This window comes from Bradyrhizobium huanghuaihaiense (assembly GCF_025200885.1).
In the GTDB taxonomy this organism is placed as follows: Bacteria; Pseudomonadota; Alphaproteobacteria; order Rhizobiales; family Xanthobacteraceae; genus Bradyrhizobium; species Bradyrhizobium huanghuaihaiense.
The window spans coordinates 2,489,843-2,510,057 of record NZ_CP104172.1; the positions used below are offsets into that span (position 1 = coordinate 2,489,843).

General features: G+C 60.0%; 17 protein-coding genes. 10 read left to right on the top strand and 7 right to left on the bottom strand.

From position 1 onward, the window contains the following. Positions 1–108 precede the first annotated feature (108 nt). The gene (locus N2603_RS11755) at positions 109–762 is read right to left on the bottom strand and encodes a recombinase family protein (RefSeq protein ID WP_260388858.1); all 654 of its coding nucleotides are present in this window, start codon (positions 760–762) and stop codon (positions 109–111) included. A 726-nt stretch (positions 763–1,488) separates the two neighbouring features. Between N2603_RS11755 and N2603_RS11760 the strand changes: the two genes are divergently transcribed. Beyond that, a complete protein-coding gene (locus tag N2603_RS11760) occupies positions 1,489–2,472 on the top strand; it encodes an ABC transporter substrate-binding protein (protein ID WP_260388859.1) in 984 nt (327 codons plus the stop codon). 103 nt (positions 2,473–2,575) lie between these two features. Next, the gene (locus N2603_RS11765) at positions 2,576–3,184 is read left to right on the top strand and encodes a cupin domain-containing protein (protein ID WP_260388860.1); all 609 of its coding nucleotides are present in this window, start codon (positions 2,576–2,578) and stop codon (positions 3,182–3,184) included. A 208-nt stretch (positions 3,185–3,392) separates the two neighbouring features. On the opposite strand, the gene N2603_RS11770 is transcribed toward N2603_RS11765, so the two are convergent. Together N2603_RS11770 and N2603_RS44925 are read right to left on the bottom strand one after the other, a co-directional pair. Beyond that, the gene (locus tag N2603_RS11770; protein WP_260388861.1) at positions 3,393–4,619 is read right to left on the bottom strand and encodes an FAD-dependent monooxygenase; all 1,227 of its coding nucleotides are present in this window, start codon (positions 4,617–4,619) and stop codon (positions 3,393–3,395) included. Positions 4,620–5,028: 409 nt separating this feature from the next. Next, positions 5,029–5,187, bottom strand: coding sequence for a sigma factor (locus N2603_RS44925; RefSeq protein WP_425249004.1), 159 nt, complete (start codon positions 5,185–5,187; stop codon positions 5,029–5,031). A gap of 259 nt (positions 5,188–5,446) precedes the next feature. Here N2603_RS44925 and N2603_RS11775 point away from each other — a divergent pair, with 259 nt between their 5' ends. Beyond that, entirely contained in the window at positions 5,447–5,875 is a 429-nt protein-coding gene (locus tag N2603_RS11775; protein WP_260388862.1) for a hypothetical protein, read from the top strand. A gap of 2 nt (positions 5,876–5,877) precedes the next feature. Further along, the gene (locus N2603_RS11780) at positions 5,878–6,051 is read left to right on the top strand and encodes a hypothetical protein (protein WP_260388863.1); all 174 of its coding nucleotides are present in this window, start codon (positions 5,878–5,880) and stop codon (positions 6,049–6,051) included. Between the two features lie 346 nt (positions 6,052–6,397). Here N2603_RS11780 and N2603_RS44930 read toward each other — a convergent pair whose 3' ends face one another. Together N2603_RS44930 and N2603_RS11785 are read right to left on the bottom strand one after the other, a co-directional pair. Then, a complete protein-coding gene (locus N2603_RS44930) occupies positions 6,398–6,616 on the bottom strand; it encodes a DUF6894 family protein (protein WP_425248983.1) in 219 nt (72 codons plus the stop codon). Beyond that, positions 6,526–7,434, bottom strand: a complete 909-nt coding sequence (locus N2603_RS11785; RefSeq protein WP_260388864.1) for a transglutaminase-like domain-containing protein — start codon at positions 7,432–7,434, stop codon at positions 6,526–6,528. Before N2603_RS11785 ends, N2603_RS44930 begins: the two co-directional genes overlap by 91 nt. Positions 7,435–7,609: 175 nt before the next feature. Here N2603_RS11785 and N2603_RS11790 point away from each other — a divergent pair, with 175 nt between their 5' ends. Next, positions 7,610–8,536 carry a transglutaminase family protein gene (locus N2603_RS11790; RefSeq protein WP_260388865.1) on the top strand — a complete coding sequence of 309 codons (927 nt, stop codon included), beginning with the start codon at positions 7,610–7,612 and terminating at the stop codon, positions 8,534–8,536. Between the two features lie 343 nt (positions 8,537–8,879). Next, on the top strand, positions 8,880–9,842 hold the full coding sequence (locus N2603_RS11795) for an MBL fold metallo-hydrolase (RefSeq protein WP_260388866.1): 963 nt from the start codon (positions 8,880–8,882) through the stop codon (positions 9,840–9,842). Positions 9,843–10,294: 452 nt separating this feature from the next. On the opposite strand, the gene N2603_RS11800 is transcribed toward N2603_RS11795, so the two are convergent. Beyond that, positions 10,295–10,753 (bottom strand): cupin domain-containing protein, encoded by a 459-nt coding sequence (locus tag N2603_RS11800; RefSeq protein ID WP_260388867.1) that lies wholly within the window; start codon positions 10,751–10,753, stop codon positions 10,295–10,297. 99 nt (positions 10,754–10,852) lie between these two features. Between N2603_RS11800 and N2603_RS11805 the strand changes: the two genes are divergently transcribed. The 3 genes from N2603_RS11805 (at position 10,853) to N2603_RS11815 (ending at position 13,822) form a co-directional block, all read left to right on the top strand. Beyond that, positions 10,853–12,403 (top strand): winged helix-turn-helix domain-containing protein, encoded by a 1,551-nt coding sequence (locus N2603_RS11805; protein WP_425248984.1) that lies wholly within the window; start codon positions 10,853–10,855, stop codon positions 12,401–12,403. Positions 12,404–12,651: 248 nt separating this feature from the next. Further along, positions 12,652–13,203 carry a cache domain-containing protein gene (locus N2603_RS11810; protein WP_260388869.1) on the top strand — a complete coding sequence of 184 codons (552 nt, stop codon included), beginning with the start codon at positions 12,652–12,654 and terminating at the stop codon, positions 13,201–13,203. A gap of 310 nt (positions 13,204–13,513) precedes the next feature. Continuing rightward, a complete protein-coding gene (locus N2603_RS11815) occupies positions 13,514–13,822 on the top strand; it encodes a DUF1330 domain-containing protein (protein ID WP_260388870.1) in 309 nt (102 codons plus the stop codon). 256 nt (positions 13,823–14,078) lie between these two features. On the opposite strand, the gene N2603_RS11820 is transcribed toward N2603_RS11815, so the two are convergent. Next, entirely contained in the window at positions 14,079–15,995 is a 1,917-nt protein-coding gene (locus N2603_RS11820; protein WP_260388871.1) for a PAS domain-containing sensor histidine kinase, read from the bottom strand. An 853-nt stretch (positions 15,996–16,848) separates the two neighbouring features. On the opposite strand from N2603_RS11820, the gene N2603_RS11825 reads away from it, so the two are divergent. Next, positions 16,849–20,064, top strand: a complete 3,216-nt coding sequence (locus N2603_RS11825) for an ATP-binding protein (RefSeq protein ID WP_260388872.1) — start codon at positions 16,849–16,851, stop codon at positions 20,062–20,064. Positions 20,065–20,215 lie beyond the last annotated feature (151 nt).

The following is a 20,215-nucleotide window of genomic DNA, read 5'->3' on the forward strand; positions in this document are numbered from 1 at the left end:
CTTCACACGCTCGCCAATCTCACGACTCAGACAAGACGTGAGGAAACGTACAATATAACGTGGCGGTCGTGCCGAGGACCGCCAGAGCTGGGCTTGAACAGGCGGCCGTCAGGTTGCCGCGATGCCCAGCCTCCTCATGACGCGCATCACCGTCATCGCATTCCACGCACCGCCGCGAGGCGAGGGGATACCGCGATCAGTCAGCTCTTGTGCAATCTCGCGATAGGGCAGGTCCCACAATGTCTTCAGGATAGGCTCCAGTCGGGCGTCCCGAGCCGCTGCAGCGGCTTTGTTAATGTCCGCCTGTCTCTGGTTGCCAAGCCGCTTGCCGCGATGCTTGGCCTCAGCAAGGGCGAGGCGAGTCCGTTCAGCAATGACGTTGCGTTCCTTCTCGGCCACGGCCGCGTAGATGTGCAGCATGAATGAGTCTACATCCTTGCCCAATTCCGTGACTATGAATGGCACCCGCTTGGCCATGAGGCCGGCAATGAATGCGACGTCTCGCGAAAGGCGGTCCAGTTTGGCCACTACAACAGGGCATTTCAGCTTCTTGGCCTTCCGCAGGGCGGCCGCAAGTTGCGGGCGCCTCTCCAGCGCGTCTGCACCCTTGGCCGTCTCCACCTCGGTGAATTCACCGGCAATCTCCATCGCCTCATTGGAAGCGAAGGTCGAGACGAGGCGGCGCTGACCGTCAAGACCAAGTCCAGAGCGGCCTTGCTTCTCTCGGGAGACGCGATAGTAGGCGACGATAGGCTGTAACATTTATCCATCTCGTAACATGTAGACGAACGTCAGTATGTTACAAAGGTTGCGAAAATCAAGATTCCTATCATTGATGAGACGTAAAGCTATGGTCGGCGCAGCAACTTGCTGACAGGGGCGCAATGAGGTGGTCGCATGCTCCCCCCTGGCATCCCCCAAACGAGGCAACCCAAACGTTCGCAACACCGCGCGGCAAAATTTTTCGGTCACCGACTTGGCGAGGCATTCGCGGAGTATTATGTTGCGATGCAATGCTTGAGATTGGGGCGCAAAAGCACCGTTTGGGGCGATGGTCTTTCTTGCTGACGCCGGCGCGCCAACTTCACATGCATCGGAAGTCTGACGCGGAGCCTTGGCAGTCCAGACGGCGCTCGATGGGCAGGTTCACGGTGATCAACGCTGATCGGTGAGGGGGACGGGAAGGCCGCTCGAAAGCCCTGCGAATGAACCCGACGTCGCTTCTGGGAGGTGAGCCGACCAGGCCAGTGCAAGGTGTTGAAGGCAGCTTCTGACCATCAGCGAAGTATGAGCCGCCTCTTCGATCTCTGCTCCGCGAGGCATGGCGGACTCTAGACATGCTCACGCTGAATTCTTTGCATTTTGACCCAAATTTGGTCTGACTTAGTGCGCCGCAGCATTTCGACGTACGACAATCCTGCGTGGCGCGCGACGAGGAGCTTGCCTATACTGGCTTAGCCGCCTTGGACTTACGACCTTGAGGGTTCAATGAAGTGGCGAGGGTTGATTGCGCTTTTCAGCGTCGCGGCAACTATCGCCCCTTGTGCGGCATACGCGCAGAAGGGCGCACTGCCAACAATTGGCTATCTTGGCTTCGACTCAGCCGAGAAAAGTAAGGAGTTGCTCGTCGCCTTTCGGGATGGTCTCCGCGCCAAGGGCTTCGTAGAAGGCCAAAACGTCACAATCGAGTACCGCTTCGCTGATGGAAAGTATGATCGCTTTCCGGAATTGATCGCAGATCTCGTTCAGGGTCGCGTTCGAGTGATCGTCGCCGCCACTGGTACAAACGGAGTCTTGGCGACAACGGCAGCGACTAAGACGATACCGATCGTGTTTGCGATTGCCATGGACCCGGTACATCTCGGTGTTGTTTCCAGTTTGAACAGGCCGGGAGGAAACGCGACTGGCGTGAGCATGTACACTCCGCAACTCACCGCCAAGCGACTTGAGCTATTGGCGGAGTTGACGCCGGGAGGCGGAACAATCGCCATGCTGGTAAACCCAACGAACCCAAATGCGAATGTAGTGGTCGCGGATGCCGAAGCTGCGGCCAAGTCGCTTGGCCGAGAAATTCACGTCCTGAAGGCGAGCACCGACGAGCAAATTTCTGCTGCCTTCGGCGAAATTAGAAACCGGAAGCATGCCGCCCTTTTTGTCAGTCCCGATGCATTCTATATTGCACGCCGAGAGCAACTCGCGGCCCTGTGCGAGGAGTATCGGATACCCGCGAGTTATGAATGGTCGTTTTTCGTCAGATCCGGCGGACTAATGAGTTATTCGCCTCGCATTACCGATGTTCAGCGTCAACTTGCCGACTATACAGGAAAGATTCTGAGCGGCGCTCGACCCGCCGACCTCCCGATCGAACAGCCGACCAGATTTGAGTTGGCGATCAATATCAAAGCAGCAAAGAACATCGGCCTTACTATCCCGCCCTATCTCCTCGCTCGCGCCGACGAAGTAATCGAATAGAGTGTAGGGTTTGCTGCGATGCATGAGTCCGGATGTGGCCCGTGGCTGACCTCCGCTCTTGGCCTCGCACCGCCCGCTTCCGACGGCTGAGCGGAAAGCCATCGTGGAGACGCCGAGGGCAGCCTTTGACAAAAAGCCGTCTTTGACCATGGGCGTCGCTCGTGGTGCAGCATTCTGCTATTGTGGCTTTTTCATTGTTGAATATCGGCCAATGGAGCACGCGATGCCAAACAGCGAGGAGATCGAGACGAAGTCGCACAGCCCGGTGCCACAGGGCTTTGTGCTTGGTCCCGGAGAGGGTGAACACCTGATCCATTTTCGTGATGGCGGCAACATCTTCATCAAGGCCGACCCGGTAACGGGGTCCAATAATCTTGGCCTCGGCATTCAGCAGCTACCCAAGGGCTCAGGCATTCCAGTTCACCGACACCTCGACAGGGACGAAGCCTTCTACGTTCTGGAAGGCAGTGGCACGGTCACGCTGAACGATGTGCGTCACTCTTGCGGAAGAGGCGGAACGATTTTCATACCCAGGAACACCTGGCATGGTTTCAGTAGTCCAGATCAGGAACTGGTTCTGCTGTGGATCATGGTGCCCCCAGGCCTCGACGGTTTCTTTCGCGAGACCTGCAGCCGGCCCGGCGAACCGCGAAAAGAATTGACGCGGGAGCAGATCAACGCAATCGGTCTCAAATATGGGGCAGAATACTAGGCGACCTCAGACATTTGCCTCCAAGCGCTAAGACGCTGAGTCCGAATTTGGCCCGTGGATGACTAGTGCTCTTGTGCTCGCACTGTCCGCTTCCGAGGAAGCGGAATAGCGTCATGGAGGTGCCGAGGGGCAGCCGTTGACCCATAACGGACTTCATAGGAGCAGTGACGCAGCAGTGTGCGTGTCCAGCTATCGTTGGAATTGGAGCTTAGGACCCGCTGTAGGTGCGGCCGAACCAACGCGCGTAATCCGGGTCATTGATCATTCGGTCAAGCCGTGCCCGGCGCAAGCGATGGACGAAGTCCTGCTTTTCTGTCATCCCCCCCTGCGCCGCAGGCCCGGTGTGGAGAAGGCTGAGCACCCAATTTGAGAACTCCTGATAGCGCCAAATGTCCGGAAGCCGCGAAGCCGTGTAACCTTTGAGGCGGTCGCCGCTGGCGGCATCGCCGTAACGCTCACATAGGCCCGCCGCGAGTTCGACCGCATCCTGAATAGCCATGTTCATGCCCTTGGCGCCCGCCGGCGTCACCATATGAGCGGCGTCACCGGCGAGGAATATACGCCCCAACTGCATCGGCTCGCGCACACGAACGCGCAGATCGAGGAAATCCCGCTCGATGAGATCGCCGCGGACCAGGGGCGGTTGGCCGGGAATTGCCATGCGCTCTTCCAGCTCTGCCCAAACGCGTTCGTCGGGCCAGTCGGCAACCGTGTCGGTAACAGGCACTTCCAGGTAGTATCGCGTCGACGTCGCGGAGCGTCGAAACTGTCCTGCGAACCCTTTGGGATGCAGTGCATAAACCGTACGGGGGCTCGGAGGGGCAATCGCAGCGATTACCGCAAGCCAGCGGAACGGGTGGGCAATCTCGAACGTCTTGAAGCCCGCTGCGCGCGCGACCAGACTTCCGGCGCCGTCGGAGCCCACGACAGCTTCGGCACGGATCGTGAAAGGTTCACCATTCGCTGCGGTAACCGCCCGCACCTCGACATCTGTCTCGTTCTGCGCAATGTCGACAACCCTAACCCCAAAACGGATCTGACCGCCCTTCGCGACAAGTGCATCGGCCCAGTCGCCTACAAGCTCCTGTTGCGGGTAGATGTAGTGACCCTGACCATCATCGCTGGGAGCCCCGTAGTTGCAGACGATAACTTCGCCATCGATCCGGAATTCGCAGGTGCCGTTGCGGCCTCCGCGCTCGATGATGGTGTCGGCAAGACCGAAGGGTCGGAGTGCGGCGACCGCGCGTTGCTCGATCAGTCCGGCTTTCGTGCGGCTGCGCAGCTCGCCTAATTGCTCACGTTCCAGGATCACGAACGAGATGTTCGACCTGTGAAGGATGTGGGCGAGCACAAGGCCTGCCGGACCAGCGCCGACGATGCACACCAACGCAGCGCCATTAACCATGCGCTCACCCCATCCAGCGGCGATCTGCATCCAGGCGCTGGGACATCGTCCAGTATATCAGGCGCACCAGGTATCGAGAAGTCGGATTGCCGCAAGACGTCCGGCACGTCAGCAGTCCAGGCTAGACGAGACATGGCAGAGATATGGCTCGATGGGCTCGATAGAGCCTACGCGCATTCGCAGATTGGCGCGGTGGCCCAACGTCATGAATTGGTAGGACGGGTGAATATCGGCATGAAGTGATTGCTCGTCTACTCTCGAGCGAGGGTGCCGCAATGGATGGTGAGCCCAACAAAGAGGCAAGTAATCGCTGCGTGCCTGCCGTTCTCATCATGTTCGCTTTTGGAAAATCCTTCTCCGAGGCGCAGCTGGGTTTTGCGGGGCGAACCGCGAACCAATTGTGGCGGCGGGGAATAATCGTCTACGGCGTCCGAAGTCTTTATCTTCCCGAGTGCTGTTTGGTTGGTGACGCGTGAGGTCGCTGCTTCTTTTTGCGCGGCCGGAGCGCCAAGGCTTCCTGCACGACGTCCTCGGCATCTGCCCGGTCGCGCGTGAGCCATCGGGCGAAAGCCAACGCGTCTGCAAGATGAGGTACCACAAGTGTTCTGAACCTGGTGGTCGGATCCGGGTTCAAGCGTCCCCCTATTGAGTTGACTCAAAACGGAACCAAAAATTCCCATTCAGTTCGAAAAACTTGAGCAGGTTGCTCTGCACGGATGAAAGCGCGGAGCCGGAGGCAGAGCTTGCCAAACATCATCTTCAAGAGAGCGATCAAACGAGAGCCGGCTCAAAACGTGAAATCGCATAAAAAAATCGGACTGCGTCGGAATTTTTTCTCAAGAGCGCAAGTTTATTGAATGACACACAGCATCGCACCTTCCTTTATGTTTTTTCTACATGCCTTGGCACTGGTGAACGTCATGAACTTGGCAGATTGCTCTCTTGGCGCCTTTGCTATCCTTAACACGGCGAGGCTGCTGGGCTACATCCCTCAAATCATGCGAGTTCACCGGGACAAAGCGGGCGCAAGAGCAGTCTCGATATCAACCTGGCTCTTGTTTACCGCGGCCAACATTGCAACCGTAAGTTACTCGATTACGGTTACGCACGATTTGCTTGCGGTAGCCATTTTTTCAGCAAATACGGTCGGCTGCGTGGCCATTCTGGTTTTGACAGCGTGGAAACGCTCAAGAGATCAGAGCCGCCATACTCAAAATCAAAATGAGCCTAGAAACCGGGCAGGTGACCGGACGAGTGGTGCCCACACTTATTCAAAGGAGATATGACAATGCAGATTGCACATCGGGCCAATGGAGTGTTCGCCGAGCAACGCGCCTTCGACAGCTGGATCATGCTCGGATACGCTGCCTTCGCGGCAATTTTACTGATGGCTATCTATTTCGCGAGCGCTGGAAGCGGGGTTTCTGCAGAGAACATCGCCGTCCTCCCCGTATTGCCTTAGCAAACAGCCTAAAGTTGAGGCGGCTCGGTACGTCGTCTACAGTCACACCGGTCCTTGACGCTGTGCTAGGTGCACTCTGATGAAGCGCGACCTAAGTGTAGTCCTAACAGGCCTTCTTTCGTTTGGGTTGGTGATCTGGTTTCTCTGGGGAAATCCAGAGAAAGCGAGCTCTGCCGTAGGAGTATCGAAGGCGGACGCCACCAAAAGCTCGAGAATGACGGTGAATTTGAACCGTTGATGCACGTATGCTCGATTGCAGCAACTTCAGGCTTTGCGCTTGCTTATGACCTAGCCTGCGGCTCGATCGGACTGTTTCAGTATTGAGGCTGTCCGCGAGATGGTCGGGCTACATTACGTCATCGATGGAAATCCTGCAGACCGGCTCGCCGGTGTAGGTGGTGACGGACACTGAGCAGTTTCTGCCGGCCAGCTCGGGTCTGGCCTCACGGATGGAGCGGGCCAGCCTGATTGCTTCTATCCGGGCGGCTGTCGCACCGGCGAGCTCGTGGGTGCCATGATCGGCGACAATGCGGGTATCGCAGAGTTTGAAGTGAAATTTCGGCATTGCTGATTGCTCTCCGGGACCTCCTCGGTGACGACCGTGAAGCGCACCAGTTGGGCGGGGCCGAATGTCGTGGAGATCGCGACATCGGCGGCGTCTCTGCCGCGTGCGATCAAGATGCGACCAATCCTTGGATGATTATGTCGCGCGTCGAATGTGTACCAGCGTCCACCAAGATAGACCTCGAACCAAGCACTGAAATCCATAGGCGCCGGATCGGGCGGCACCCCGATGTCGCCGAGATAACCCGTACAATATCTGGCCGGGATATTCACGCATCGGCACAGAGTCACCGCCAGATGGGCGAAGTCGCGGCAGACCCCAACGCGTTCCTCATGAGCTTCCGAGGCCGTCCGGTCGTTGCGCGCGAAGTGATAACCGAATTGGATGCGGTTGTGGACGTAATCGCAGACCGCCTCAACACGCGCCCAGCCGCCTTCGATGGCACCGAACATCGTCCAGGCAAGATCGGTGAGCTTTTCGGTATCGCAGTAGCGGCTGCCCAGCAGATAGACCAGCGTTTCGTCGGGAAGGTCCTGAAGCGCCACTTGGGGCGCGTTGAGGGCCTCGGCGTCCGGCCGCCCACTATCCTTGATCACGAATTCGTTGCGAATCTGGATCAGGCCGGCGGGCGCTACGAGCCGCGTGCAGATATTACCGAAGCCGTCTAGGTATTCCCTGGTTCGCACGCGGGGAAGAGTGCGAATAACATGATCCGTCAGAAGGTCTTTTCGGCGGGATGGATGGACACTCAGCATGAGTACCATCGGGAGGTCCTGACTGCATTGGAATGCAAGCTCGTAGCCGGCGCGAATCTTCAAGATGCGCTCTCCCTGTTCGTCAGCGTTGACGCTGAACTACAAGCGCCGCAGCTCCGTCGGGTTCCCTCCGAGACCCTCTCGCAAAGTGCCGAAACAGCAGGCAGATGGGGTTCGCTTGCGGAAGTGGAACTATCGGTGAAAAGAGGCCATATTGGGCGGGGACCGAGCGCGTGTGATGACCATCTACACCGTCCACCACAGCACAGTCTATCGCTACCACCGAGCGGTCAAACTAGGGCGCCACCAGCTCCTCTTCCGTCCCCGTGACAGTTTCGATCAGCGATTGCTCGACTGCCAACTGACAGTGCGGCCGGAGCCAGCTGAGATCCGTTGGATCCACGACGTGTTCGGCAACTGCCAGACCTTGATCGATTTCAATGCGTCGAGTGATGTCCTGGAATTCGATACGATAATTCGCCTCGAACACACGCCGGAGAACGCGCCGGACTTTCGGATCGAGGAATACGCCCGCCAGCATCCGTTCTCGTATGGTGACGACGAGTTGCCGGATCTCGTGCCGTACATGCGGCGCCATCATCCGAACGACCACGCGGTCGATGATTGGTTGTCGAAGTTCGTTGTGCGTGACGCGAGCCGGCCGACGGGCCACCTGTTGATGACGCTCAACGAGGCGATTGCCGAAGGCTTCTCCTATCTGCGCAGGACATCGCCGGGCACGCAGAGCCCTGCCGAGACGCTCGCGCTGCAGCAGGGGACGTGTCGCGATTTCGCCCTGCTGATGATGGAGGGGGCGCGCTCGCTTGGTTTCGCTGCGCGTTTCATTACAGGCTACGTATATGTGTCCGACCGAGACGGGCCGGAGCGACTTGGCGGCGGCTCGACGCACGCGTGGTGCTCGATCTACATTCCCGGCTCAGGCTGGGTCGAGTTCGACCCGACCAACGGTATCGTCGGAAATCGTGATCTGATCAGGGTCGGCGTTGCCCGGACGCCGCAGCAGGCCATTCCACTGTGGGGGACATATTGGGGTGAACCCGATGACGAAGTCGGAATGGAAGTTGCCGTGAATGTGAAGTCAGAAACAGGTGTGGCTAACTACAGCGCCGAGGAAACCTGTACGGATCCGCCCACAAAGACTTGAGGAGAGATGGCTGCGTGTGGCCCATCTGCGAAGCGCCTCGGCAGTCGGAAGTCCGCTCGTTGTGCCAGAGGGACCAGACTTGCTCAAACCTGAGTTATTCGGTGTTTGACCCATTGCAGTCATGGGTCACTAACACCTATTGCGGAGCAGCGATTGTTGCGCCGCGGCCCTACGATACTTCGTTGTCTTGGTCCGATAACTGTGATGAGATTGTGAGGTTAGGCGCAGCGCTGTTCCGACGCAGTCGACGGTGCCCTCTCCCTGAACCGGCATCACGGCGACGCGGGACACCGGGCAGTTCGTCTCGATGTCGGTACATTTTGTTTGACCCGGCAGGACGACCATGAGGTTTGCCTATATCCGAAGTGCCGTTGCAGCTCTCTCTCTGCTATCGGCTCAAGCGTCTGCACAAGAGCAGCCGCTGACGACAAGATGCGAATCGGCGCCGCTGATGGCTGCCTTTACCGTGTTCAGTGAGACCGGCCGCATGCCGCCGAACATGGCCAAGTTTGTTGGGGACGCGGCATTGAACAAGATCGAGCCCTACAAGGCTTTCGATAACGTCTACTATGTCGGCATCTGTTGGGTCTCTGCCTGGCTGATCACCTCGCCGAATGGCCACGTGCTGATCGACACGCTCTATGGGCCGTACACCAGCCAGTTGCTGGAAAACATTCGCACGCTGGGGTTCGAACCCAAGGACATCAAGCTGGTCGTTGTCACCCTCGGTCACGTCGACCATGCAGGCGGGATTGGCCAACTCAAATCGGAGCTGGCGCCTGGAACACGCTTTGCCATGACCAAAGAGGGTTGGCGCGAAGGTGCGGAAGAGTCACCGCATCCGCGGTGGCCGTGGATCATGATTGAGCCTGACATCGTGCTCACCGATGGTCAGACGGTCACCGGTGGCGACATTGCAGTTCAGGCGTTCGAGACACCTGGTCACACGATGGGCACCGCCTCATTCGCATTCGATGCACGTGATGGCGCCCGCACTTACCGCGCGTTCACGGTTGGCGGCCTTGGGCTCAATCGCATACGCGGGCCGGAGCAAGTGGAGGCATTCATCGCGAGTGTAAAACGTATCCGCACTCTCACGCAGGATGGTACACGCCCCGTGGAGTTGCATCTCACGACACATGGCTTCTCGACGGGTCTCACCGAAGCGAAAGATCTGCTGAAGACGCGCAAGCCTACTGATCCGCATCCTCTTGTAGACTTGCCAGGTTTCCGCAAGCAGCTCGACGATTTGCAAGCCGGCGCCGAGAAGCGGCTGGTTGTCGAGCGTCAGAAGGAAGCGAAGTGATGTCGATGCCGTGCGATTACAAGCCTTCAGGCATGGGGCGCCGTCACTGCCTTCCTATGCCTATGAAGTGATCGAGTAACCATCCTCAGCCAACGAACTCGTCGCAGATGCTCAGGGTCAGGAATTGGCCCTGAGCTGACTTACGCTCCTCGCCTGGCAATGTCCGCCTTCGGAAGCTGAGCGGAATAACATCGTGGAGCTGCCCAAGGTCAGCCTTTGACCCTGGCTGTATAAAAACGCGAAAGATCGAAACGCCGCTAGAATTACATTCTTCAGTTCGTTCCCTGAGTTGAATGCGCTTGCGAGGTTGACCGCTAAGACGGTGTTGAACGAATAACGTATTCTATCGCCGTCAGGCGCCCTGGTGTTTTCACACAGCCAAGACCCAAAGGAGACGTCTGACCACGCGATCGTGGCCAAACGTGCTCCTAATTTCGATCGTGGAAGAGATGTTAGCTTCTGAGTGCCGACAGCTGATCCGTGTCATAGCGTGCGCGAAGCTCAGCAATCGTTCCGGGGTCGGCCGCGCCGCCACGTGCTACAGTCTCGGCCAGCTCTTCGAAATAGCGCTCGTGGCCGGGCGGGGACACTGTCATGAGCACGCGTGCAATCTTGTCGGAGGCGTTACCGATGTTGTGCGGCACGCCCGGCGGCAGGAAAAGATAGGTGCCGGGCGTGGCGCGCACGCGTTCGTTGCCGACTTGCCAGTCGCACTCCCCTTCCAGCACATAGAATGTTTCCTCCTGCACGCGATGGACATGCAGCCCGGTGAAGAAGCCTGGTGGAATCGTCCACTCGAACATTGAGGTATGCCGGGTGTCATTGGCGGTGACCAGAAATGCCATGGGCTGGCCGGCGAACTTCACAGACTTCCCTTCACCAGGTCTTCGGATGATGGCTTGTCCACTCATATTGGCCCTCCAAGTTGGCGTGATCGGGTGCCGCAGGCTGCCTTTCCCTCATCCAAAGGTCGTGAAACATCTCCGAAATTGGTGCAAAATGTCTCCGAAATGACCCAACGGCTCCCACCAGGTACCTACAGATTTGGCTCTTTTGCACTCGACGCCGAGACGGGCGCGCTGTCTTGCGAGGGCGTGCCGAGCTTGCTGGGTCAGCGTGGGGCCGCGCTGCTGCGCCTCCTCCTGGAGCGCGCCGCGTCCCCCGTCAGCAAGGACGCGCTGATCGATGCTGCGTGGCCGGGACTCGCTGTCGAGGAGAGCAATCTCACCGTCCAGATCGCTGCGCTGCGCCGCGCGCTCGAGCCGGGCGGTGGGAGAGGTTGGATTGAGACGCTGCCGCGCCGTGGCTATCGCTATATCGGCCCGCCGGTGACGCGAATCGGCGCGAATGCCGACGAGGCCGATCACGCCGCGCTGCTGGTGCCGGAAAAGCCGTCGATCGCCGTGCTGCCATTCGAGCACTCCGGCGAAGCCGCCTGGTTCGCCGATGGCATGGTCGACGACATCATCACGGGGCTGTCGCGCATCCGGTGGCTGTTTGTCATCGCGCGCAATTCCAGTTTCGTCTGGCGTGGCCGCACTGCCGACGTGAAGCAGGTCGGTCGCGATCTCGGCGTACGCTATGTCCTGCAAGGCACCGTGCGGCGCGCAGACGACCGCGTCCGCATCAACGCACAGCTCGCCGATGCCGCCAGCGGCGCACAGATCTGGGCCGAGCGCTACGACCGCACTGTGGGCGACATTTTCGCTTTACAGGACGAGATCGCGCTAGCCGTGATGGGCGCGATAGAGCCAAGTCTACGACGCGCCGAGGTCGACCGCATCGGCCGCAAGCGGACCGACAGTCTCGACGCCTACGAACTCGTGCTGCGTGCGCAGCCGGATGTCGATTCAGGCATGCCCGATCGCGCCGCACTCGCGCTGCCACAGCTACAGCGCGCTCTGGCCTTCGATCCCGCATACGCGCTCGCTCATGGCCTTGCGGCGATGAGCTATCACAATCGTTTTTTACGCGCCGGGTTGAAGGAAGAGGATCGCCTCGCGTCAGTGCGCCACGCGCGCCTTGCCATCGAGCACGGGCGCGACGATGCGATGGCGCTAACCTTCGCTGGCTTCTCGCTTGGCATGGACGCCCATGATCGCCAGGCCGCTTTCGCCGCATTCGAGGCCGCGCTCGCCTTGAGTCCCTCGACCGCGCTCGCGTGGATCCTCGGCAGCGTTGTCGCGGGATGGGTTGGTGAGGCGGAGCGCGCAATCGATTGGAGCGAGCGCGGCTTGCGGTTGAGCCCGTTCGATCCATGGGCTTTTGCCGCCTACGATGCGCAGGCGCTCGGCCATTTCTGTCGCGATCGTCATGCGGAGGCTGCGCGCGCAGCCTACAAATCTAACCTCGCCAATCCCGCCCACAGCATTACGTGGGTGCAGCTCGCGGCTTCACTCGCTGCCCTCGGGCGGCTGAAGGAGGCGAGGGCGGCTGCGGCCTGCGTGCTGGAACTACAGCCGACCTTCCGCATCTCGGGCCAGTTCGCTGGGGTCGCCTGCGCGCCTGAACTGGCGGCGAAGCTTGGCAAAGCCCTGCGCGCAGCCGGGCTCCCGGAATGATGTGAAGCCTGATCAACAGGTCTGCTGATGGCCCGTGCCTGACCTTAGCTCAAAGCGCCGAGAGGTCTGCTTTCTAAAGGTGACCCGAACAGCGCCATACAAGCTGGCCAAGGCAGCCTGTGACCCAAGGCGGACCTTTTGCCGATCGCGATAGAAGCGGAGAGCAAGCATTAATTTGAATCTGGACAGGTCGATTCGAAACTGCGAGGGAAGGGGATTGATATTTAAAAAAATATAGAGGGTGAACGATGATCAGGATCATTCTTTCAGGCGTTGCCTCGCTTTTGTTCACGCAAGCAGCCATTGGTCAACAGTACGGTACCGCAAGTGAGGCGCGCGCCATGCTCGAAAGGGTTATTGCGGGCATAAAGGCTGACCCAGTCGCGACAATCGAGCAAATCAACAAAGGCGCCCCGACGTTCAGCGACAGGGATTTGTATCCGACCTGCGCGGGGCCAGACGGCAAGATGGTTGCCAATCCAAATCCCGCGCGCCTCGGTATTGTTCAGAAAGATAGCAAGGACGCTTCAGGCAAGCCGTATGGGGAAGAATTAGCCAAGGCCCAAGAGGGAGTTGTTTCAGAGGTCAGCTATCTATCGCCTCGTCCCGGGACTGACAAAACTCCCGAAGATCGCTTTCGTTACGAAAGTCGCGGGATACATTTGCCTTGTCGGGTACTCCCCCTAATTTTTGCCTCGCCGGATACAAGCCGCAACGTCCGCTTGATACCTTCTATCATGATGCCAAGCCCTGCGATGTCGCCTACTGGCCCGTGCCTGACCTTAGCTCAAAGCGCTTAGAGGTCTGCTTCCGGTAGGTGACCTGAACTGGGCGATGTGAGCGGGCCAAGGCAGCTTTTGGCCCGTTTGAGACCTCGCGATGGACGGCGAGGCTGTCCGCTGATCGGGGCAGACCGGAAATCATCGCGCGAGGACTAAACCGACGCGATTGACCCTGAACGGACCTCGACGCTCGATTAGACTTGCCCCGCCGCGCCACTAACCTCAAGCCGCAACGGTGTCGTCAACCCGACGGAACCATTGGCACGCAGAGCAATTCGACCCCCAGTGGCCCCTTTTGATTTGAGAATGCAAAGATGAGGAGGACAACATGCCGAACGGGTACTGGATCGGGCGCATCGATGTGATCAAACCCGAATACACCAAAGCCTACGGCCCCGCCCTCACGGCGGTGCTCCGCAAATACGACGCGAAATTCCGGGTGCGCGGCGGCACCTTCGAGGCGGTGGAGGGCAAGGCGCGCGAGCGCAACATCGTGATCGAGTTCAAGGACTACGAAACCGCGCTCGCCTGCTACCGCTCACCGGAATACACCAAGGCGAGGGCACTGCGCGCGGGCGCCGTGGACATCGATATCATCGTGATCGAAGGCTACGACGGCCCGCAGCCAACGGATTGAGCCCCGCTTTGGCGACGCGCACCACGCAGCCTGATATTTTGCCTCGTAGGTCGTTCGCACCGCCGAAGGTCTCATTCTGGCCCATCACGTCACTCAATGCGATGCAGCAGCATGTCTGGAGTTTGGGGTAGATCGGAAGTCGCTGGCAGAGCGCCAAACTGACGCGATTGACCCGAACCCGACGTTCGACCGGATGGCGAGCGCAGTAAAGACAGCCGCCGCCGAGAACAGACCGGTTTCGCCCAAACCTGCAACCTCACACCACCGGCATGTGCCCGGCGCGCTCCGCGAGAGCGGTCTCGTCCAATTCTGGAGGCAGGGTGAACTGAAGCACCGCGCCGCGAGGTTCATTGGCGGTCGCCCACAGCCGCCCGCCGTGAGCGGCGATGATCGAACGGCAAATGGCCAGGCCCATGCCCATGCCCTCCGGCTTGGTCGTGTAGAAGGCTTCGAACAGGCGGTCCGCATCGTTCGGGTCCAGCCCCATACCGGAATCGCGCACGGTGACGAGCACGCCGCCCGCGGCATCCGCCTCTGTGCTGATCAGCACCTCCCGTGCTCCCTCGTCGACGCCGCTCATGGCCTCGACCGCATTGAGGATCAGGTTGAGGATGACCTGTTGGAGTTGGACGCGGTCGCCGTCCACCGCCGGCAGGCCGGTCGCGAGCCCGGTTTGCAGCGAGACGCCATGCTTCAGAACCTCGCTGCGGGCCAGCGCGATGACCTCGAGGATGGCTTCATTGAGGTCGAACCGACCCCTGCGCGGCGGCGCCTTCTTGATAAGGGTGCGGATCCGGCCGATGACGTCGCCAGCTCGGTTGCCGTCATTAGCGATTTGGCCGAGGATCTCCCGGACCTGGTCCAGGTTGGGCGGCTGAGCGTTCAGCCAGTTCAAGGCGGCGTCTGCGTTGGTGACCACGGCGGCGATCGGTTGGTTCACCTCATGGGCGATCGAGGCCGTCAGTTGGCCCATCGTAGTGACGCGATTGACATGCGCGAGCTCAGCCTGCGCCGCTTGCAAGGCTTCGGAGGCCAGCGCATGTTCGGTGAGGTCGCGAACAATCGCGAGCGCGGCCTCGACCTGCTCCGAATGCAGCCGCAGCGGCCAATAGGACACGACCCGGTAACGGCGGCCGACCGGATAGGCAAACCATCCCGCGAAGCTGACGCCCTCTCCTGTGAGACAGCGGTCCAAATACGGTTTGACCTCCTGCTCAAAAAACTCGGTACCCAGCAGATCCCCAACGTGCTGCCCGACGAACCCGTCGGCCCGTATTTGCCAAATCCGCTCGTACACCGGGTTGACGCGCTGAAACCGGTAGTCTCGACCAATGACGGCGATTCCGTCAGGTGAACTCTCGAACACCTGCCCGGTCAGATCCTCCACCCGCTTGCGCTCGGTGATGTCGTTATTGGTCTCCAAGGTCGCGGCGGGATGGCCACGCGCGTCCCGTTGCAGAGACCACCTGCTCGCCACCATCGCCGGTGTGCCGTCTTTCTTCGTGTGGACGAGTTCACCTTGCCAGCGGCCCGTGCGGAGCAACCCCGCCGTGATCTCTTCAAGTGGCACGGGAAAGACCGTCTGCAGGAGCTGGTGAGTGACGTTACCGATGGCTTCCGCTTTCTTCCATCCATACAGTTCCTCGGCGCCACGATTCCAGTAAACGATGACGTCGTCCATATCGCGCACGAAGATGGTGTCGTGGGTGAGGTCGAGGAGGCTGGCCTGCTCGCGCAGCACCAGTTCTCTGAATTGGCCTTGTACGGCGATGAAACCGGCAACGCCGATCGTTACAAGGCTGATAAGTCTGTTTGCAACAGCGATGCTTAGCGATTGCTCGTGCGGCGACAGAACATGGCTTAGTACCGTCAGCGCCATGCATCCCAATGTCGCGAGTACAACACCACGCCACTGAAGAAACCTTGCCGCTGGCAGCACAACGCCGACGTACAGCACGCCGAAAGCGATCTCAGCGGGGGTAGCAGTGTCAGCGATGAAGATTCCAACCGCAATGGCGGCGCAAATAACCGGGAGAAAACGCGACGTCAATGTCGTCGCTGAACTTCCACTGGTTTGCACTTGCTGTGTCTGGGGGCTAAGCCGCGCCAGAGCGATGCGGACGCTTTCAGTGCCGCGACTGGGTCGGTCCCGTTCGTTCGGCCAATCGGGCATGCTGACGCTCCCACTCCAGAGCGATGGAGCAAAGCCGCTGGCTCGCACCGCCAGTCACCCATTTGCAAAGTCAGTCTGTCCCAATCTACCTTGCGGGTAAAGCGGCAGCAGCGGAGTGCTGGCGAGACAGAACAGCGCGGCGCAGGTCGAGAAGACTACCGGCGGGCGACCTTCGATGACCCGTTCTCCTGCTCGCCGTCCAGCGTGCCAAGTCTCGGCTGGGCGAACGTAAGCACGGTGCCGATAGGGGATACCCGCTCGACCGGTCGCAATTGGAGGTGAACCGGAAGACATCTGTCCGTTCCGAGCTTTACCGCTTGTGGCCCGGTTGCCGAAGTTCGCATGTTCCATCCGTAGGTCGGCTCGCTGGGATCAACCGGACATGGGTCGGCCCGAGCGTGATCGCAGCTTGTGACCCGAGATCGGCGAGCACAAGGTCGTGCGCTATTTGGTCGGTCCTCCCGGTGGTCAAATGAGGACATTAGATGGTGGACGTTTGCGTTTTGGGCCCATCGAAAAGCTTTCTTCAGGAATCGCTTGTGAGGGATCCGCACCCGCGCACGCAACAAGGCGGCGATGACGTCGTGTTCGATTTCTCCAAACGGGTACGGCACGCCGTCACGTCGGATGACGTTGGGGACGCTTCGCGGCCATGGACCCGTCCTAAAGTGCGGCTGGATGGCCTGCCATTTCAAGAGTTTGACGCAGAATGCGCTGTACGACTGCGAGCACATGGTATTCAATCCCTGGAACTGTCTGCCTGGGCACTGGCCGCTCGGCAGCGTCAACTGGATGCGGCTCGCGTTCTATCTTGCCTCACGGCAGGTACGGCGGAAAGTGAACTTGGTGGGTCATGAGCAGCGAGCCGAAGCCCGATCGTTTGGGCGGACTTCAGCGGACACAGGGGCCGCCGAATGTCGAGAATGAGGCTCCGCATGCCGAACGCCGCCAGCTCACCGTGACATTTATCGACATCGTCGGTTCGACACCCCTGAGCGAGCGGATCGATCCCGAGGAGTTCTTCGCGATTATCAGAACTTACCGCGATATCTGCGATGAGCAGATTCGCCGCTACGGCGGTCATATCGCTAGAATGATTGGTGACGGGTTGCTCGCATTTTTTGGCGTCCCGCAAGCCCATGAAAATGATCCTGAGCGCGCGGTCCGCGCCTCTCTGGCGATTGCCGCGGCGATCAAGGAACACAAGTTTCTGCTGTCGGACGGCAGCTTCGTTCGCCTGGGCGTGCGCATCGGGGTCAACACCGGGGTCGTCGTCGTCGGCAGCGTGCCCGGCGAGCCCCCCGATCGACGGGAAGTGTTCGGCAGTACGGCGCATGTCGCTGCCCGCCTGCAAGGACTCGCGAGTGAGAACGGTATCGTAGTCGGCTCGAGCACTTACGACCTGACCCGCAGAACCTTCAGCTATGCGCCGCTTGGCCGACAAGCTCTCAAGGGCGTGGAGGAGCCGGTCGAGGCTTGGCGTGCAGAGGCGCTTGGGTCAAACGAAAGCAGGTTCGACCGCGCGCGGAGGTCGCCTCTTGCCCCGATGATAAACCGAACCAGCGAAAGTGCGTTACTTGCCGAGATGTGGCAGCAGACTCTCGCCGGCTCGGGGCAAGTTGGCGTCATTTCCGGCGAGCCCGGCATCGGCAAGTCACGTTTGATCCGCCAGTTCCGCAGTTCGCTCGGTGCGTCTCCGCGTGATGTTCTGTCGCTGCAATGTTCGCCGTTCCACATCAACACGCCGCTTGCCCCGGAAATCGAGCGCCTCATACGTGCGACCGGCATCCACGAGACCGACAACGCGGAACTCGCGCTGGCAAAACTGCAATCGCTGTTGGCGAGCGCCGTCACCGATCTCAAGCAGGCGCTTCGTTACTACGGGGCGGTGCTGTCGATCCCCGCATGCGCGGGATACGAGCCCGCGGATTTCGGATCTCCCCTGGAGCGCGAGCGTGCGTTTCAGGTGTTCGTCGACGCTCTTGTCGCCGCCTCGCGCAAGCAGCCGATCCTCGGGATCGTCGAGGACGTCCAGTGGATGGACCCGACCACCATCGAACTGCTGGTACGCGTGATGGCTCGCTGTCCTGGCGAGCGGATCATGGTCCTGATCACGCATCGCGATGATTACAAGGCCGACTGGTTGTCAGGCACGGCAATTAGACGGGTCCCCCTCCAGAAGCTGGCAGCGCATGAATGCGAGCAGATGGTCGCAGCCGTCGCGGGCAGCGATTTCGTGCCGCGCCAGATCACCAGCCAGATCGTGGAAAGGACCGACGGCGTGCCACTCTTTGTCGAGGAGTTCACGCGGGCCGTCGTCGATGCCGGTGCGGTCCCGCTGGCCGCCGAAAGCCCTGCGCCGAAGTTGCCGGAACCCCTGGTGCCGTCAAGTATTCACGATTCCCTGATGGAGCGCCTTGATCGTCTCGGTCCTGCCAAGCGCGTCGCCCAGATCGCCTCCGTTTTCGGAAGGCGTTTCGACTATGGAGGCATTTTCAACGTGTTTCCGGATAAGAGCCAAACGCTGCCACAGGCGTTGCGAGCTCTCGAGAGAGCGGGGATCGTGTATCGCAGCAAGGAACCTCAAGGCGAGGTCTTCACGTTCAAACATGCGATGATACAGGAAGTCGCCTACTCCTCGTTGCTCATGGAGGAAAGGCGTGAACTCCATGCGCGCGTGGCATCGTGGCTGCTCCAGGAAGCCTCCATTGAAGAAAGCGGCCAGCCGGCGGTATTGGGCTATCATTATGCGCGCGCAGGCAACATTCCGGAGGCGATCGAGGCCTGGCTCCAGGCTGGCAAATCCGCGCTGCGCAGATCCGCCACCAAGGAAGCCGTGGCTCACCTTCGCGAAGGCCTCTCGCTGATATCCAAGATGCCGGCGTCGCCGCGGCGCTTCGAGGCTGAAATCGGACTGCAATCCAATCTGGCGATGGCGTACACGGCCAACGCCGGATGGTCCGACCCGAACGTCTATGGCCCCTACAGTCGTGCACTCGAGCTTTGCGCGAGCCATGGCACCATTCGCGAGAAGGCGACGGTGCTGTGGGGAAGTACCATAGCCAAGCTGGTCAACTGCGAGCTCACCAAGGGCCTCGAACACGCGGAAAATTTCGTCCGGCGGGCAGAAGAGTGGCGCAACGACGAAGCCGCCCTCATGGCCTACACCGCCGCCGTGATCGCCAATTTCTTCCTCGGTCGTTTGCAGCAGGCGAGTGAGCTCGCGGCTCTGGTCAGCGCTCGCTACAATCCGCGCGAGCACGGCAAGCTGGTCCAGATCTATCAGCATGATCCATTGATTGTATCGCTCGTCTATTCCGGACACATTGAATGGCTGTTGGGCCGGCCCGGCCGGGCCAGAGAGTGCTGCGTGACGGCGCGGCAGCTCGCGAACGAGATCGGACATCCGTTCATGGTGGCTTTTGCCTCCATTCTCGGCGTCGCCGATCACTGGTATGAAGGTGACCTTCCGGAGAACCTTGCCAGCGTGAAGCGCGGTCTGAAGGTCGCTGACGAGTATGGCTATCCGATGTACCGGGTCATCGGTCCATTGTGGGCAACCGCAGCGTTGGCGGCACGAGGCCCCGCGCCGGACGTGCTCGAGCAGCTATGCGGCCTGCTCGATAAGCTGCCCGCCGAGAACCGGTGCATCCAGATGCCGCTCTATCGAATTCTGCTTGCCACGGAATTCGGACGGATCGGGCAGATGGATAGGGCTCGAAACTTCGCTGCCTCGGCTGAGGCCCTGGTGAAGCAAACCGGAGAGCGCTGGGCTGCTCCCGAGATTTACCGGATCCACGGCTCGCTGCTGTGTTGCGATCCATCGCGGGACGACCGGGCCGCCATGCGCTTGTTCAAGCGCTCGCTTGCCTCTGCCAGGAAGCTCGGGGCGGTCGGTTGGGAATTGCGCACGGCGATCAGCATCGCGCGCCTGGTCAGCGCAGGCGAGAGCGCATCCGGACGCGCTGAGGCACGAGACCTGCTAATATCGACTCGGGCGAAATTCGCATCCGCGGAAACTTCCCGCGATCTGCGCGAGGCTGATGATCTGGTGAGAGTGTTGAACTAGTGTTGGCGCCTGAGATCGGATCGTTGGAGCCGGTGATGCGCGGAGCCTGGAGGCCAAGATTCAACCAATCGCAGGACATAGCCTCGAACTTGGCGCCGACGCACAAAGTTAGCCGAATGAAGCGCCGCGCAATTCGAATCGAATTGCAAGG

Excerpts from the sequence above, each read along its gene's own strand:
- N2603_RS44930 (WP_425248983.1), bottom strand. The coding sequence starts at position 6,616 with ATGCCGAAATTTCACTTCAAACTCTGCGATACCCGCATTGTCGCCGAT.
- N2603_RS11770 (WP_260388861.1), bottom strand. The coding sequence starts at position 4,619 with ATGCAGATCGCCGCTGGATGGGGTGAGCGCATGGTTAATGGCGCTGCG.
- N2603_RS11815 (WP_260388870.1), top strand. The coding sequence starts at position 13,514 with ATGCCGAACGGGTACTGGATCGGGCGCATCGATGTGATCAAACCCGAA.
- N2603_RS11775 (WP_260388862.1), top strand. The coding sequence starts at position 5,447 with ATGACACACAGCATCGCACCTTCCTTTATGTTTTTTCTACATGCCTTG.
- N2603_RS11800 (WP_260388867.1), bottom strand. The coding sequence starts at position 10,753 with ATGAGTGGACAAGCCATCATCCGAAGACCTGGTGAAGGGAAGTCTGTG.
- N2603_RS11805 (WP_425248984.1), top strand. The coding sequence starts at position 10,853 with ATGACCCAACGGCTCCCACCAGGTACCTACAGATTTGGCTCTTTTGCA.
- N2603_RS11810 (WP_260388869.1), top strand. The coding sequence starts at position 12,652 with ATGATCAGGATCATTCTTTCAGGCGTTGCCTCGCTTTTGTTCACGCAA.
- N2603_RS11790 (WP_260388865.1), top strand. The coding sequence starts at position 7,610 with ATGACCATCTACACCGTCCACCACAGCACAGTCTATCGCTACCACCGA.
- N2603_RS11760 (WP_260388859.1), top strand. The coding sequence starts at position 1,489 with ATGAAGTGGCGAGGGTTGATTGCGCTTTTCAGCGTCGCGGCAACTATC.
- N2603_RS11795 (WP_260388866.1), top strand. The coding sequence starts at position 8,880 with ATGAGGTTTGCCTATATCCGAAGTGCCGTTGCAGCTCTCTCTCTGCTA.
- N2603_RS11820 (WP_260388871.1), bottom strand. The coding sequence starts at position 15,995 with ATGCCCGATTGGCCGAACGAACGGGACCGACCCAGTCGCGGCACTGAA.
- N2603_RS11780 (WP_260388863.1), top strand. The coding sequence starts at position 5,878 with ATGCAGATTGCACATCGGGCCAATGGAGTGTTCGCCGAGCAACGCGCC.
- N2603_RS11755 (WP_260388858.1), bottom strand. The coding sequence starts at position 762 with ATGTTACAGCCTATCGTCGCCTACTATCGCGTCTCCCGAGAGAAGCAA.
- N2603_RS11825 (WP_260388872.1), top strand. The coding sequence starts at position 16,849 with ATGAGCAGCGAGCCGAAGCCCGATCGTTTGGGCGGACTTCAGCGGACA.